General features: G+C 59.6%; 12 protein-coding genes. 4 read left to right on the top strand and 8 right to left on the bottom strand.

Going from position 1 to position 14,445, the window contains the following annotated elements; genetic code table 11:
* Positions 1 to 51: 51 nt before the first annotated feature.
* The 8 genes from FGA82_RS03360 to FGA82_RS03325 are packed head-to-tail and all read right to left on the bottom strand — an operon-like array spanning position 52 to position 9,040.
* A complete protein-coding gene (locus tag FGA82_RS03360) occupies positions 52 to 1,182 on the bottom strand; it encodes a glycosyltransferase family 4 protein (RefSeq protein WP_141126022.1) in 1,131 nt (376 codons plus the stop codon).
* Entirely contained in the window at positions 1,183 to 2,313 is a 1,131-nt protein-coding gene (locus tag FGA82_RS03355) for a glycosyltransferase family 4 protein (protein ID WP_141126021.1), read from the bottom strand.
* Positions 2,297 to 3,664, bottom strand: a complete 1,368-nt coding sequence (locus FGA82_RS03350) for a glycosyltransferase family 4 protein (protein WP_141126020.1) — start codon at positions 3,662 to 3,664, stop codon at positions 2,297 to 2,299. The genes FGA82_RS03355 and FGA82_RS03350 overlap by 17 nt, the downstream gene beginning before the upstream one ends.
* Positions 3,661 to 4,914, bottom strand: coding sequence for an ABC transporter ATP-binding protein (locus tag FGA82_RS03345; protein WP_141126019.1), 1,254 nt, complete (start codon positions 4,912 to 4,914; stop codon positions 3,661 to 3,663). Before FGA82_RS03345 ends, FGA82_RS03350 begins: the two co-directional genes overlap by 4 nt.
* The gene (locus tag FGA82_RS03340) at positions 4,914 to 5,711 is read right to left on the bottom strand and encodes an ABC transporter permease (RefSeq protein WP_141126018.1); all 798 of its coding nucleotides are present in this window, start codon (positions 5,709 to 5,711) and stop codon (positions 4,914 to 4,916) included. Before FGA82_RS03340 ends, FGA82_RS03345 begins: the two co-directional genes overlap by 1 nt.
* Positions 5,712 to 7,154: a mannose-1-phosphate guanylyltransferase/mannose-6-phosphate isomerase gene (locus FGA82_RS03335; protein WP_141126017.1), complete on the bottom strand. Its 1,443-nt coding sequence runs from the start codon at positions 7,152 to 7,154 to the stop codon at positions 5,712 to 5,714.
* Between the two features lie 3 nt (positions 7,155 to 7,157).
* The gene (gene gmd / locus FGA82_RS03330; RefSeq protein WP_141126016.1) at positions 7,158 to 8,129 is read right to left on the bottom strand and encodes a GDP-mannose 4,6-dehydratase; all 972 of its coding nucleotides are present in this window, start codon (positions 8,127 to 8,129) and stop codon (positions 7,158 to 7,160) included.
* On the bottom strand, positions 8,126 to 9,040 hold the full coding sequence (locus FGA82_RS03325) for a GDP-mannose 4,6-dehydratase (RefSeq protein ID WP_141126015.1): 915 nt from the start codon (positions 9,038 to 9,040) through the stop codon (positions 8,126 to 8,128). The genes gmd and FGA82_RS03325 overlap by 4 nt, the downstream gene beginning before the upstream one ends.
* A gap of 416 nt (positions 9,041 to 9,456) precedes the next feature.
* On the opposite strand from FGA82_RS03325, the gene FGA82_RS03320 reads away from it, so the two are divergent.
* The 4 genes from FGA82_RS03320 to FGA82_RS03305 are packed head-to-tail and all read left to right on the top strand — an operon-like array spanning position 9,457 to position 14,399.
* Positions 9,457 to 11,037 carry a glycosyltransferase family 4 protein gene (locus tag FGA82_RS03320; protein WP_249384210.1) on the top strand — a complete coding sequence of 527 codons (1,581 nt, stop codon included), beginning with the start codon at positions 9,457 to 9,459 and terminating at the stop codon, positions 11,035 to 11,037.
* Positions 11,031 to 12,335 (top strand): glycosyltransferase, encoded by a 1,305-nt coding sequence (locus tag FGA82_RS03315; RefSeq protein ID WP_141126013.1) that lies wholly within the window; start codon positions 11,031 to 11,033, stop codon positions 12,333 to 12,335. Before FGA82_RS03320 ends, FGA82_RS03315 begins: the two co-directional genes overlap by 7 nt.
* Positions 12,332 to 13,261: a class I SAM-dependent methyltransferase gene (locus FGA82_RS03310; RefSeq protein WP_141126012.1), complete on the top strand. Its 930-nt coding sequence runs from the start codon at positions 12,332 to 12,334 to the stop codon at positions 13,259 to 13,261. Before FGA82_RS03315 ends, FGA82_RS03310 begins: the two co-directional genes overlap by 4 nt.
* The gene (locus FGA82_RS03305) at positions 13,251 to 14,399 is read left to right on the top strand and encodes an acyltransferase family protein (RefSeq protein WP_141126011.1); all 1,149 of its coding nucleotides are present in this window, start codon (positions 13,251 to 13,253) and stop codon (positions 14,397 to 14,399) included. Before FGA82_RS03310 ends, FGA82_RS03305 begins: the two co-directional genes overlap by 11 nt.
* Positions 14,400 to 14,445 lie beyond the last annotated feature (46 nt).

The following is a 14,445-nucleotide window of genomic DNA, read 5'->3' as shown; positions in this document are numbered from 1 at the left end:
AAGATCGCCGCCTTCGGCAGCTCCTACAGGGGATCGGTGTTCAACCCACTCTCAGGCGTAGGACAGAGATTTCTCTTCCAGCAATTCCTGATACAGCTCCGTCCACTTGCGGCCCATGTCGTCGGCGGTGAATAACTGCCGGTAACGCGCTTCGGCCTTCACCCCCATGGCGGCGGCGCGCACCGGATCTTCCCAAAGTGTGCGCATCGCCTCGCGAAATGCCTGTGGATGACTGGGTGGTACCACCAGCCCGGTTTCGTTGTGGATATTGATGTAGCTGGTGCCAGTACCAATCTCGCTGGAGATCATCGGCTTGCCGTACATCGCACCCTCCAGCAAAGAAATGCCGAAAGCTTCCGAGCGCAGGTGCGAAGGGAAGACGATGGCGTAGCTCAGTTGCAGCAGCGCGACCTTATCCTCGTCACCCAAGCGCCCGAGGAAATGAATGTTGCGCAGACCCAGCGCCTGCGCCTGAGCGTGCAGCTCCAGTTCCAGCGGCCCGGCGCCGACAATCACCACGGGATAATCCACATCCTTCAAGGCCTCGAGCAAAATGTGCAGGCCTTTGTAGTAACGCATCACGCCGACAAACAGAAAAAACTTATCCCCAAGCTGCTGGCGCCAGCGATTCATCCGCTCGGCATCCGGCTGTGGATAACCGGCCTTGTTCAAACCGTAGGGAATCACTCGGGTCTTGTCCTGGAACTGCTGTAGCACATCGCTGGTGTGCAGGTAGTTCGGCGAAGCGGCAACGATGCGGTCGGCGCTGGCGAGGAAGCGGTTCATCAACGGCCGATAGAGTTTGAGCAAGTGCTTCTGGCGAATGATGTCCGAGTGGTAAGTCACCACGCTCGGTTTATTCGTCGCACTGGCGAAATGCACCAGGTCCATGAACGGCCACGGGAAGTGGTAATTGACCACGTCGGCCTCGGCTGCCATCTCGCGAAACTGTTTGAACACACTCCAGGAAAAACCGGTGGAGGCGAATTGAATATCGAGTTTGGCCCGGTGCACTTCGTGCTGACCCAATTTCACCACCGCCGGCGTCGGATCCGCGCTAAGCGTCAGCACCTGGCCGTCGATACCGTGCTGGGCGCCGCTTTCGCACAGTTGGAAGATCACTTGCTCAATGCCGCCGACCGAGTCAGGCAGGTACGTCTTGAAAAAATGAAGAACTCGCATTCAACCTCCCATGGCCTGGCGGTAGGCACCGGACGTGGCCTGTGCACAACGCTCCCAGGAAAAAAGCCGTGACTGCTGCAACCCGGCTTTTTGGCATGCCTGCCAATGCGCTTGATCGTCGATCAGTCGGCTCAGTGCATCACGCAGGCCTTCTGCATCGTCAGCTTCAATATAGTTGCCCGCTGCACCGGCGACTTCTGGCATCGCCGAAGAACGCGTGAGCACTACCGGTGTGCCACTGGCCATGGCCTCCAGTACCGGCAGACCAAAACCTTCATACAGCGACGGAAAAATCAGTGCGCGGGCGCCGGCCAACAGTTGCGCCACCTGGTCATCGGGCAAATAACCGAGCAGGCACACATGCCCGCTGGCCAGCGCCTGACGCAAAGGTTCGCTGAACTGCTCGCGCTCCCACCCGGCCATGCCGACGATCAGCAGCGGAAATCTCTGGCGCACGGCTTCGGGTAACAGGGCATGGGCGCGCAGAGCCAGCCCAAGGTTCTTGCGCGGCTCCAGCGTACCGACGCATAGAAAATACTCCCGCGCCTCAACCGCGTGCGCCTTGAGTACCGCGTCAATGGCACTCGCCTCGCGCGGATGAAAGCGCTCGGCGACCCCCAGTGGCGCGACGACAAAACGCTCGGCAGGCAGGCCAAAATAGGTTTGAGCTTCCTCGGCAATGGCTTGCGAGTCGGTGAGAATGACCTGCGCCTGCCGCACACCCACGGCCAACCGGCGCTCGATTTCCTTGAGCCGCGCCGGGGGCTGGGTTTCGGGGAAATGCAGGTGAGTCAGGTCGTGCAGGGTGATCACGGTCGGGCCGTCGAAGGCCAGCGGCCACAGGCTCGGTTCGTGATAGAGGTCGATACCTTGCGCGCGGCCTTGATCGAAGCGTTTCTGCTCCAGCCAGCGACGTGCCTGATAGGCCCCGGGTATCTGCCGCAGCAACGGTGTCAGGCGCGAATAACCGGGCATGGCCGCATCCGGCAGCGCCGAGCTCCAGCCCCAGCCGTGGAACAACGTCACGTCAATGTCGGGCTCAATGCGCAAGGCGTTGACCAGTTCGGCAACGTAATGGCCAATGCCGGTGCGCGGTGCCTGGAGAATGCGAGCGTTAAGCGCTATGCGCATGCTGCCTCGCTGGCGCCGCCGGCGCTTGCAGAACATTCCGCACACTGCGTTCGGCCAGCTGCAGACTGGCTTCGCGCCAGCCAATCCACTGCCAGTCCGCGACATCGCGAGCAGCGGGGAACTGGCCGCTGCGCTGGAATTGGTTGATCAAGTCGGCAAGGCATTGCGGATCCTGCAGATCAAAGTACGCCATGAACTCGCCACCGATTTCGCGGAACACCGCGATATCGCTGCCCATCGCCGGCAAACCCCGCTGCATGGCTTCCACCAAGGGCAAACCAAAGCCTTCGACGAACGAGGGGAACACCAGCGCACTGGCGTGAGCGTAAGCGTGTTCAAGGCTGGTGTCGCTGAGGTCGTTGAACATGAACAGACGCTGATTCAGTTCGGGATGATTGCGCATCCGGGCGAGGAGGGCGTCGCATTTCCAGCCGACTCGCCCGGCGATACACAGCCGTGCGGTCGAGCCTGTTGCCCAGGCGTGTTCGAAGGCGTCGAGCAGATACGCATGGTTCTTGCGTGGCTCGATGGTGCTGACCATCAGGTAAACAGGGTCTGTTGTCGTGAACAGTTGCTTCAGGCGCGGATCAATCGTTGCCTCGGCGTTGTGCAGATCCAGTTCGGAACCCAGATGAAAGAAATCGAACCAGCGCTGGTCGGTTTGTTCGGCACCGATTCTGCGCTGCAATTCTTCACGCACCTGATCGCGCACTGTGGCGGAAATCGCCATGTAGCCATCGGCCGTGCGGGTGATCCAGTCGAACCACTCGCTGAACACCTCGACCAGACGTGTGTCGTAAAACTGCGGATGAGTCAGTGGAATCAGGTCGTAAATCACTGCGATGATGCTGACGCCGTCGCGTTTGAGCCGTTCGACGTGGGCAAAAATATCCGAGTGCCAGGACGAGTCCAGCAGCACCAGTTGATCGCCCGGCTGATGCTGCAGAGGTGAACAGCGTTTGAGCAGTTGCGTGCGGTTGATCCGTCGGATCAGGCGGATCGGCAGGCCGAACGCGCCGAAGATCGTCAGCCGGTAGCCGACATACAAAATCCGTCGCGCCAGTTTCGAGGTGAGTTGCGCATCACGACGCTGATGCCACTGCCAGAAGCGATGAGCGAGGCGCTCCAGGCGTCCACCGAAGGTTTCCAGCCTGTTGAAAAAAGGCGTATCGAGCGATGCCAATTGCAGCACGCGATAGAGTTCGCCATTGAGCACCACCACCGGCAGGCACTCGGCGCCTTCTGCGCTGGCGGGCAGTTGCTTGATGACATTGCGTACCACGCGCTGAATGCCCGAGTTGACCGTCGGGTGCTTAAACACATGGGTGCATTCCACCAGCAAGCGGGTCATGGTGTGCGCTCGACATGGACGACTTCGGTATCACGGCTGACCGTGGTCTGTGCGTTCAGCCATGCGCAACCGACGAAATCTTCGCGTCGATTGTTGATGACATGAAACACCAGCCCGAGATCACGCCATTCGTAGTTTCGGTCCAGGTGCGAGTCCAGCCGCGACAGGCTCAGGGCCACAGAGTAGTTGCCTTTGCCCAGCCCCATGACGAACGCAAAGCGATAGGTGATGCGCTCGCCGGCTCGCAGGTTTTCCAGAGCCTGGTTCTGGCGATGGGTGTTGATGCCATACATGGGCTGGCCGAGGCGATCCTTGATCATGAACCCCAGTACCAGCCGTTCGATGTCCTGACGAACCTCGACGTCCACGGCCAGCACCACAGACTGGCCGACTTCGGCGGCTTCGATGGAGCGTTCGGACTCGTCCAGCAGGCGCACGCGCAGAATGCCGGCCTCACCGGTGCCCGACACGGTTTGCACCTGGCCGTCGCTGAGCATTTCCTGGCGCACCGTCTGGCCTTCACGTTCGGCGAGCAAGGCGTTGTAGTAGTCCAGCACCGCTTCAGGCCTGTCGTGCATGGCCATGCGGCCGCCATCAAGCAGAATCGCTGAATCGCAGATCGATTGAATCGCCGAGCGGTCGTGGGACACGATCAGCAGGGTGGTGCCGGCCGCGCGGAAGCCACGGATGCGTTCGAAGCTTTTATGCTGGAAGTAGGCATCGCCGACTGACAAGGCTTCGTCGACGATCAGAATATCGGGGCGGCGTGCGGTGGCGACGCTGAATGCCAGACGCATCTGCATGCCACTGGAATAGGTGCGCACCGGATGATCAATCGCCTCGCCGATTTCAGCGAAGCTCTCGATCTGGGGCATCAATGCGTTGATTTCATCGAGTTGCATGCCGAGCAGTTGCCCGGCCATCACGGCGTTTTGCCGACCGGTGAAGTCCGGGTGAAAGCCCATGCCCAGTTCCAGCAATGCGGCGACCCGACCCGACAGCTCAATGCTGCCGCACGTCTGTCGGCTGGTGCCGGTAATCATCTTCAGCAACGTACTCTTGCCAGCGCCATTGACCCCGACGATGCCCACGGCCTCGCCGGCCGGGATCTCGAAGGTCAGGTCCTTGAGTACCCAATGCTGACGGTGACGCAGCGGCGAAAAAGGAATCATCCATTCGGCCAGGCGACTCCAGCGGCTGGGGTATTGCTTATAGGCTTTGCCCAGCCCGGTAACACGGATATGTCCCATCAGAGCTCATCCACCATTTCACCGACCCGTTGGCGGAACAGGCGCAGACCGATTGCGCAGAACACCGCGCCGATGACGAACGCTGGCAGCAGCGAACTCCAGAGAGGCCATTGACCATAGAGGAAAACATTCTGGTAGCTGGCGATCAGGCTGGTCAGCGGGTTGAATTGCAGCAGACTCTGTAGCCACTCCGGCAATATGCTGATGGGGTACACGATCGGGGTCAGCCAGAACCAGAATTGCAGACAGATACCGAAGAGCTGGCCGACATCACGGAAGAATACGTTGAGCACGCCCAGGACCATGCCCAGTCCGGCGCAGAGCATCATCTGCAGGGCAATCAATGGCACCAGCGCCAGCAAGGCCATGCCCGGCCAGCGTCCGGTGACGAGCAGAAAACCGAGAAACAAGCCAATGATGATGGCGAAATTGATCCCGGCATTGATCAACACGATCACCGGCAGACAGACTCTCGGGAAACTGATTTTCTTCAGCAGGTTGGCGTTGTCCAGAAACATGTTCTGGCTGCGCAGCGTGATTTCCGAAAACAGCCCCCACGCCAGCAGGCCGGCGCACAGGTAAATACTGTAGGCCATGCCGTCATCCACACCGGGCAAGCGGGCGCGCATGATGTGGGAAAAGATCACGGTGTAAACGATGATCATCGACAGCGGATTGAATATCGGCCACAGCGCGCCAAACAGCGAATTGCGATAACGCGCTTGAAACTCTCGTTGCACGCTGCCGAGGATGAAACCCCGGTATTCATGCAGCGAGCGGCACAGGGAAAGCAGCATCTAAACCGTCCTGCCGTACTGGTCTTCGAAGCGGACGATGTCGTCCTCTCCCAGGTATTCGCCGCTTTGCACTTCGATGATCACCAGATCGATCACTCCGGGATTTTCCAGGCGATGTTTGTGGCCAGCGGCAATGAAGGTCGATTCGTTCTTGGCCACCAGCGTCGTGCCGGAGCCATTGTTGGTGACCTTGGCCATGCCCTCGACCACCACCCAGTGTTCATTGCGGTGATGATGCATTTGCAGCGACAACTTGCCGCCAGGCTTGACCACGATGCGTTTGATCTTGAAGCGCGGCCCTTCTTCGAGCACGGTGTAAGTGCCCCACGGACGGCTGACGGTACGGTGCAGGCGATAGGCTTCGTGGGATTTGTCCTTGAGTTGCTTGGCCACCCGGCGTACGTCTTGCGCACGGTCGGCATGGGCCACCAGCACCGCGTCGGCAGTGTCGACCACGATCAGGTTATCCACACCCACCGTCGCTACCAGCCGGCCATCGCTCTGGACGAAGTTGTTGTGGCTGTCGATGAAAATCGCTTCGCCGCTGGCGCGGTTGTTGTCGGCGTCGGCCGGCACCAGTGCCGCGACGGCGCCCCATGAACCGATGTCGCTCCAGTCGAACCCGGCGGGCACGACGACAACTTTTTCCGAGCGCTCCATCAGCGCGTAGTCGATGGATATGTCGGTAATTTCAACGAACAGCGCCGGTGACAGTTCCTGTTGCAGGCAACCGACGGTTTCGATCGGCGCACTGGCGGCCATGCAGGCACGGGTCTGCTCCAGCAGTTCAGGTGCGTGCAGTTGCAGTTCGGCAATCACGCTGGCGGTGGTGAAGCAGAACATTCCCGAATTCCACAGGAAGTTGCCGCTCTCCAAATAATGCGTAGCGGTTTGCAGGTCGGGTTTCTCGACGAAACGCTGTACTTTCGCCGCGCCTTTGGCGTCCAGCGGGGCGCCGGTCTCGATGTAGCCGAAGCCGGTTTCCGGCGCCGTCGGGATCACGCCGAAGGTCACCAGATAACCGTCTTTGGCCAGACTGACCGCATGTTCGACCGCCGTTCTCAGCGCGTCCTGGTTGACGATCAAATGGTCGGCAGGCATCACCACCATGATCGCGTCATCACCATGCAGAGCTTGCAACGACAACGCCGCCGCAGCGATGGCTGGCGCCGTGTTACGCCCGGTCGGCTCCAGCAGAAAGTGCCCGCGATGGCGTGACACATGAGCGGCGCAATAATGATCCTTGCTCTGGAAGTAGTACTCGCGGTTGGTCACCGTGACGATATCGCCCCAGCCGTCGAGCAACGCTGCGGCACGCTGGTAGGTCTTGCCCAGCAGCGACTGGCCGTCGGGCAAACTCATGAACGGTTTCGGATGGCCCTCGCGGGACACCGGCCACAAACGGGTGCCGGCACCGCCGGACAGAATCACGGGGATCAGCATGGCCTACTCCTTGGCGACGCGTTTCATGTCCGCATCCATCATCATGCGGATCAAGGTATCCAGGTCGGTTTTCGGCTTCCAGCCCAGCACGCGCTGAGCCTTGGCCGGATTGCCGAGCAGCACTTCAACTTCGGCCGGGCGGAAAAACGCCGGGTCGATCTTCACGTAGTCGCGGTAGTTGAGGCCGACGTGGTCGAAGGCGATGCGGCACATTTCCCGCACGGTGGTGGTGACGCCGGTGGCGACCACAAAGTCGTCAGGCTTGTCCTGCTGCAGCATCAGCCACATGGCTTCGACGTAATCGCCGGCAAACCCCCAATCGCGTTTCGCATCGATGTTGCCCAAGGCCAGCTCCTGCTGTTTGCCTTGCTTGATGCGTGCGGCAGCGTCGGTGACCTTGCGGGTCACGAATTCGATGCCGCGCAGCGGTGATTCGTGGTTGAAGAGGATGCCGCTACTGGCGTGCAGGTTGAAACTTTCGCGGTAGTTGACGGTGATCCAGTGACCGTACAGTTTGGCCACACCGTAAGGGCTACGCGGGTAGAACGGGGTGTTCTCGTCCTGCTGCTCGGCCTGGATCAGACCGAACATTTCGCTGGTCGATGCCTGATAAAACCGGGTGTGCGGGCTGAACTGGCGGATCGCTTCGAGCAGGTGGGTAACGCCCAGGCCGTCGACGATCCCGGTGGTCACCGGTTGACTCCAGGAGGCGGCGACAAAGCTCTGCGCCGCGAGGTTATAGACCTCGTCCGGCGCCGATTGAATGACTGCACGCTGTACCGAACAGGCATCGGCCATGTCACCGTCCAGATAGACGATGTCGGCTTCGACCCCCATCTCACGCAGGCGCCAGCGCGAATCGCTGCTGCGTCGTGCAACGAGGCCATGAACCTTGTAGCCCTTGTCGAGCAACAGCTTGGCCAGATACGCGCCGTCCTGGCCGGTGATCCCTGTGATCAGTGCACTTTTTGTCATTCTTGTCTTACTCGCGTCTCCCAGTCGGACAGGATCGCCCGCAGGGATTGTTGTGTAGTGATTTCAGGCGTCCATCCTGTGGTCCGGGTCAGCCTGGCATGGCTGCCGCAAACGCGACGCTGATCGGCGCGGCGCAGGCGCGCAGGGTCCTGAACCAGTTGCATTTCGACCTCGGCCAGCTCGCCGAGCTGCTCGATCAGGCTGCGGATGCTTTGTTCACGACCCGAACAGATGTTGTAGACCTGTCCAGGTGTGCCTTTTTCGAGCAGCGCGAAGTAGGCCGAAATCACATCGCTGACATCGAGGAAATCCCGCGTCACGTCGATATCGCCAACTTCCAGTTGCGGTGCTTGCAGGCCCTGTTTGATGCGATTGATCTGGCGCGCGGCACTGGCGATGACAAAGCTTTCTTTCTGGCCGCTGCCAATGTGATTGAACGGCCGTGCCACCAACACCGGCCAGCTTTCGCTCTGGCCCCATTGCAGGCTGAGAAATTCCGCAGAGAGCTTGCTCACCGCGTACGGGTTGCGCGGACAGGGCGGTTGTTGTTCGGTGATTGGAAGGTCGTTTTCGCCAACCTGGCCATAGACGTCACCGGAACTGACATACAGGAACGTGCCGGTAAAACCGCGTGCCTTGAGGGCTTGCAACAGGTTGAGCGTGCCGAGCAGATTGATTTCGAGTGTGCGTGCCGGATCGCGGAAGGCTTCGGGAACGAAAGTCTGCCCGGCCAGATGAATGACAGCATCCGGCAATTGCGGCCACAGGTCGGTGAGGCTGCGCGCATCGGTGAGGTCGTAGGGCACAGCGGCAGGCAGCAGCTCCCACGACGAATCCGGCAATGCCAGACGCGACTGGATATGTTGTCCCACGAATCCACTGAGACCCGTGACGAACAGACGCTTTTTCAAACAGCGACCCCTTGGTCTTGAACTTGCGCCACTTTCCCACAGGCTTTGAGGGAAGGTCTGTCACATCGGTAGAAAAACCAGTGAAAAGACAGGCGAAGTCAGTTGTTGTAGTTGTTTGTTGCCAATCTGTGCCAATTGCGCGGCAATTTCAACAGGCCAAACCGTGACCGGTCAGTTCTCGTCAGCGTAGTCCGGTTTATTCTCGCCGAGCGGTTCACGAACCCTTTGCGGATGTGTTTAGAATGCGCCTTGTCACGATTGGCCGGGTTCGTCGGGTTCGTCGTGAAAAAAGGTGAAACTGACCACTAAAACAAGAACAAGACGGGACCGAAGACGAAGGACGGACACCGATCCGATTCAACGCTTGGCCGTCATAGTGTGAGGCTGCCGGGATGGCAGTTTCATCGTGGAATGCCATGAATTTCATTCTTTACTCGGACATCAACGACAGTTCCATCAGCCGGAATCTGGGGCATCCAGACTCCAGTTATTATTTTGTTCTGAAGGCTTATCTGCCTCTGCTCGAAACGCTCGGGCAAGTCCACGTGGTGGCGACTGTCACAGAAGTGGACCCGCTCTTCCGGCAATTGCTCGCCGCCGGCCAGGAGAGTGTTTTCCTCTCGTTCACCCGACCACAGAAAACCCTGACGGATCTCCAATGCCCGACCGTTTGTGTTGTGACGTGGGAGTACGATTCCATCCCCAACGAGCAGTGGGGCAACGATCCACACCAGGACTGGACACGCATGCTGGCCAAACATGGTCGCGTGATCACACTGTCCAGCCATAGTGCCCGGGCGATCCGTCGCACCATGGGCGAAGACTTCCCGGTGTTAGTCTTGCCAGCGCCGCTGTGGGAGCACTTTGCAGCGATTCGCGAGCAACACGTCAGCGCGCCGGTCAATGCGGGTACGACATTGACGGTCAAAGGTTGCATCTTTGATTCCCGCCAGATGAACCTGCACCCGGATAACCTGCTGCCCGAGCCGCTGACCCCGGAAGAACTGGCCGAAGTCGAAGCTCGGCTGGAAGCCTCGCGACCACCACCGCTGACCTTGAAGCGGCGCTTTGTCATTGCCCGGCATTTCCTGCGGTTGTGGTTGCTGAATCCGGGGCACGAGCAGGAACCGCCAGTGCCACGCGTGAGGTTTCTGCAGAACTGGTACTGGGAAGGGATTCGCGACCTGGTTCCAGAGACTTTGCATGACTGGCTCGGCAAACGTCTGCCAAACATCGCAGGCCCACAGCCTTTACCGGTAGCGGTCCAACCGCCGCCCCGAGATATGCCGGACAGTTCATTAACGGTACAAACCCGTGTGGACGGTGTGGTCTATGTGACGGTGTTCCGCCCCGATGACGGGCGCAAGAACTGGCTACAGATCCTGACGGCTTTTTGCGCTGCGTTCCGTGACACCCCCGACGCCACACTGGTGATGAAATTTACCCAGAGCGATCTGGAGGCCGTCTACGCACACCTGATGACACCGCTGGCGCAATTGGCACCGTTCTCCTGCCGGGTCGTGATGATTCACGGCTATCTGGACGATGCCGAATATGCGCGGCTTTATCAGGCGGCGAGTTTTTACGTCAATGCTTCGCACTGTGAAGGTCTGTGCCTGCCACTGATGGAGTTCATGGCGTGCGGCAAACCGGTGATCGCTCCCGATCACACGGCGATGCAGGATTACATCGACGCGTCTGTGGCGTTCGTGGTCGGCTCCAGCCCAGAGGCTTGCACCTGGCCTCATGACCCGCGAATGCTTTTTCGCGCACAACGGCATCGACCGGACTGGGGGTCATTGAAGAAGGCCTACGAAAACAGTTATCGGATGGCCAAGACACAACCCCGGGAGTATCAGCGCATGTCGCTGGCGGCGGTCGAACGCATGCACGATTACTGCGCGCAACCGGCGTTGCAAAAGCGTGTCGCCGATTTTTTCGGGCTGTCATCACCGGTCGACAACGTTGCCCCGATTACGGATAACGCCTCATGCTGATCATCATCCATTCGGAAACCAACCAGCACACCATCAGCCGCAACCTCGGGCGTTCGGAGTACAGCTATTACTTCGTTCTCAAAGAATATCGGCCGGTCCTGGAGCGACTTGGGCGGGTGATCGAGGTCATGGACCCGAACACTGAAGTCGATGCGCTGTACGCGGATTGCCAGTCCCGAGGCGAGCCTTGTGTGTTTCTGTCGTTCTCGCCACCGCACCGCACCCCGGTGCATCTGGCCTGCCCGACGTTGCCTGTCTTTGCCTGGGAATTCAGCACCATTCCCAACGAGCCGTTCGCCGGCGATCCGTTGAACGACTGGCGCACGGTACTCAACGCCTGTGGAGCCGCAATCACCCACTCCAGCTACACGGTCGATGCGGTGCGCGAAGCGATGACCACCGATTACCCGGTTGTCGCCGTACCCGCCCCCGTCTGGGATCGATTTGCCGCGCGTGGCGTGCAGTTGCAGGGGCAACCGGTGGTCGATTCGGTACGATTGACGATCAAAGGCCTGGTGGTCGACAGTCGTGAGATCGATCTGGATGCCTTCGGCCCGGTTCATCTGCGCAGTGGCGCGGGCATCGACTTCCTCGCACCGGTCACCGAGCAGACGTTGTTGCTCGAAGGCGTGGTCTACACCTCAGTGTTCAATCCGCGCGACGGCCGCAAGAACTGGGAGGACATGATCAGTGCCTTCTGCGCGACTTTCCGCGAGAACGATGACGCAACGCTGGTGCTTAAACTCACTCACCACGATGCCGAAGAAGCGCTCACCGACATCCTGCATCATCTGTACAAAAACCAGCCTTATCGCTGCCGCGTCGTGCTGGTCTATGGCTATCTGGCGGACGCGGATTACGAACGGCTGGTGCAGGCGACCCGCTACGTCGTCAACACGTCCTATGGCGAAGGCCAGTGCCTGCCGCTGATGGAATTCATGTCTTGCGGCAAACCGGCCGTGGCGCCATGCACGACGGCGATGATCGACTATCTGAATGCTGATAATGCGTTCCTGATCGAGTCGACCGAGGAGTTTACGGCCTGGCCGCACGATCCTCGCTCGGCTTACCGGACCCTGCGCTACGCGGCCAATTGGGCCTCGATTTGCACGGCCTATCGAGCCAGCTACGAGGTGGCCAAAAACGATCCACAGCGTTATGCGCAAATGTCGGCGAAGGCTGTGCAGAGTCTGCAAGGATTTTGCAGTCAAGCCGTGGCCGAACAGCGCTTGCAGGTATTTTTTGCGCAATTGCTCGAGCGGCGTACTGAATTGACCAGGGAGGTGAGCGGAGCATGATACGTCGACTGCTCCAGCGCTTTTTAGCCGAACCGCAACCGCCACTTGCCATTGAACCGGTCATCGAACCGGTGGTTGAGCAGACACCCGAATCTGAACCTGAACCCTTGTTCACCTGGTCACCGCGCGATGTCGGCTTGCGTGATGCAGTCCTGGACGGCTGGTTTCTCAATGACAGCGGCGAATTGCTCAAAGGCTTTGCGATAACGCCGGACGACACCTTGCTCGATGTCGGTTGCGGCGAGGGTGCCGCGACCTTGTTTGCGGTACGTCAGGGCGCATCGGTGATCTTCACCGACAGCGAGCACGACAAAGTGAGCGAGCTGGCGCGTCAGGTTGAAGCCACAAGCTCCAGGCCGAGTCTTGGGCTGGTCAGCAACAGCCTGCCATTGCCTTTGGCCGATGGCTGCGCGAGCAGGGTGGTGTGCATGGAGGTGTTGGAGCACGTCGATGAACCCGAGCCGTTCATGGCCGAACTGGCACGTATGGGGCGTCCCGGTGCGTTGTATCTGCTCAGTGTGCCGGCACCGGTTGGCGAGCATTTGCAGAAAGGCATCGCCCCTGCGAGTTATTACCAGTCACCCAACCATGTACAGATTTTCACCCCGGAGCGCTTCGAGGCGATGGTCGAGGATGCCGGGTTGGTCATCGAACATCGGCAAGCCACCGGGTTTTTCTGGGTGATGGGGATGATTTTTTTCTGGGCCAGCGAAAAGGCTGCCGGCAAGGATCCGGGCGGTGCGGTGCGCGATCGCATTCACGCACCGTTCCCGCATTTGATGGGTGGGTGGGCCCGAACCTGGGAAGAGATGCTCGACCGGCCCGACGGACTGGCGATCAAACAGATACTCGACCAGTTCATGCCCAAGAGTCAGGTGATCATTGCCCGTAAACCGCTGGATACAGGGGCGCGGAATGGGCAGTAAGCGAATCATGGACATCGAGGTGCTGCGCGCCATTGCAGTGCTCGGGGTGCTGTTTCATCACTTGCAAGGGCTGTTCAGCGACCCCGTGCCGCTGCTCGAATCCCTTCGTGCCTGGTTGGGGCTGTGGTGGGGGGTGGATCTTTTTTTTGCGATTTCCGGGTTCGTCATCGCCCGCAGTCTGATTCCTGCACTGCGCAGTTGCAGCAACCGTCAGGAGTACTGGGAGCAAACGCGGAATTTCTGGTTGCGGCGAGCCTTTCGTCTGCTGCCATCGGCCTGGTTGTGGCTGGCACTGATGCTGCTGCTGTGCGTTTTCTTTAATCGCTCCGGGGCGTTCGGCACGGTGCAAGCCAACGTGCAGGCCACGCTTGCGGGGGTATTTCAGTACGCCAATTTCCGCTTTGCCGATGCTATTTTTCATTACGAGTACGGCAGCAGTTTCGTCTACTGGAGTCTGGCGCTGGAGGAACAGTTCTACCTGCTGTTTCCGCTGCTGATCCTGCTCTGCCGCAAACACTTGGTGTGGGTGTTACTGGCGCTGGTAGCGGTGCAACTATTCATGGTGCGTACGTCGCTGTTGATGTCCGTTCGAACCGACGCGCTTGCCCTGGGTGTGTTGTTGGCCATGTGGAGTGTGCAACCGGGTTATCGACGCTGGCAGCCGACGTTTCTGCGCCGTCCATGGGCCGGGATTTCATTGCTGGTCATTGTCGGCTTGCTGCTGAGTTACCTGGGCGCCGAGCGCTTTACTACAGCGCCCTATCGCATCGGCGCCATCGCCATTCTCAGTGCCGTACTGGTATGGATCGCCTCCTACAACGGCGATTATCTGTTACCGGCCGGGCGCTTGCAGCGGGCGATGGCGTGGGTAGGCAATCGTTCCTACGGCATCTACCTGATCCACATTCCGGTGTATTTCCTGGTGCGCGAAGTGATTTTCCGTTTGCAGGGGGCAGGCCTGCCGAGTCCGGCGGGACACCCGGTCGTTACTTTGCTGTTTGCTGCCGGCCTGATTGTTTTGCTCAGCGAACTGAATTATCGCTTCATTGAAATGCCTATGCGTATTCGCGGTGCCGCGCTGGTGCATCGGCTCGGGACGTCACGAGCGAACGTAGCGTCTTCTGAAGTGACGTCCTGATCGAGGCGGGAGCGGGCTTGCTCGCGAAGAGGCTGTGTCAGTAGCA

Origin of the sequence: Pseudomonas fluorescens, assembly GCF_005938625.1 — a bacterium.
In the GTDB taxonomy this organism is placed as follows: domain Bacteria; phylum Pseudomonadota; class Gammaproteobacteria; order Pseudomonadales; family Pseudomonadaceae; genus Aquipseudomonas; species Aquipseudomonas fluorescens_BD.
Note: the sequence above shows the minus strand (reverse complement) of the source record. Positions and strands in the feature narration are given on the sequence as shown.

Bases quoted from the DNA above. Each gene is read 5' to 3' on its own strand.
- FGA82_RS03360 (WP_141126022.1), bottom strand. From the start codon at position 1,182: ATGCGAGTTCTTCATTTTTTCAAGACGTACCTGCCTGACTCGGTCGGC.
- FGA82_RS03355 (WP_141126021.1), bottom strand. From the start codon at position 2,313: ATGCGCATAGCGCTTAACGCTCGCATTCTCCAGGCACCGCGCACCGGC.
- FGA82_RS03350 (WP_141126020.1), bottom strand. From the start codon at position 3,664: ATGACCCGCTTGCTGGTGGAATGCACCCATGTGTTTAAGCACCCGACG.
- FGA82_RS03345 (WP_141126019.1), bottom strand. From the start codon at position 4,914: ATGGGACATATCCGTGTTACCGGGCTGGGCAAAGCCTATAAGCAATAC.
- FGA82_RS03340 (WP_141126018.1), bottom strand. From the start codon at position 5,711: ATGCTGCTTTCCCTGTGCCGCTCGCTGCATGAATACCGGGGTTTCATC.
- FGA82_RS03335 (WP_141126017.1), bottom strand. From the start codon at position 7,154: ATGCTGATCCCCGTGATTCTGTCCGGCGGTGCCGGCACCCGTTTGTGG.
- gmd (WP_141126016.1), bottom strand. From the start codon at position 8,129: ATGACAAAAAGTGCACTGATCACAGGGATCACCGGCCAGGACGGCGCG.
- FGA82_RS03320 (WP_249384210.1), top strand. From the start codon at position 9,457: ATGAATTTCATTCTTTACTCGGACATCAACGACAGTTCCATCAGCCGG.
- FGA82_RS03315 (WP_141126013.1), top strand. From the start codon at position 11,031: ATGCTGATCATCATCCATTCGGAAACCAACCAGCACACCATCAGCCGC.
- FGA82_RS03310 (WP_141126012.1), top strand. From the start codon at position 12,332: ATGATACGTCGACTGCTCCAGCGCTTTTTAGCCGAACCGCAACCGCCA.
- FGA82_RS03305 (WP_141126011.1), top strand. From the start codon at position 13,251: ATGGGCAGTAAGCGAATCATGGACATCGAGGTGCTGCGCGCCATTGCA.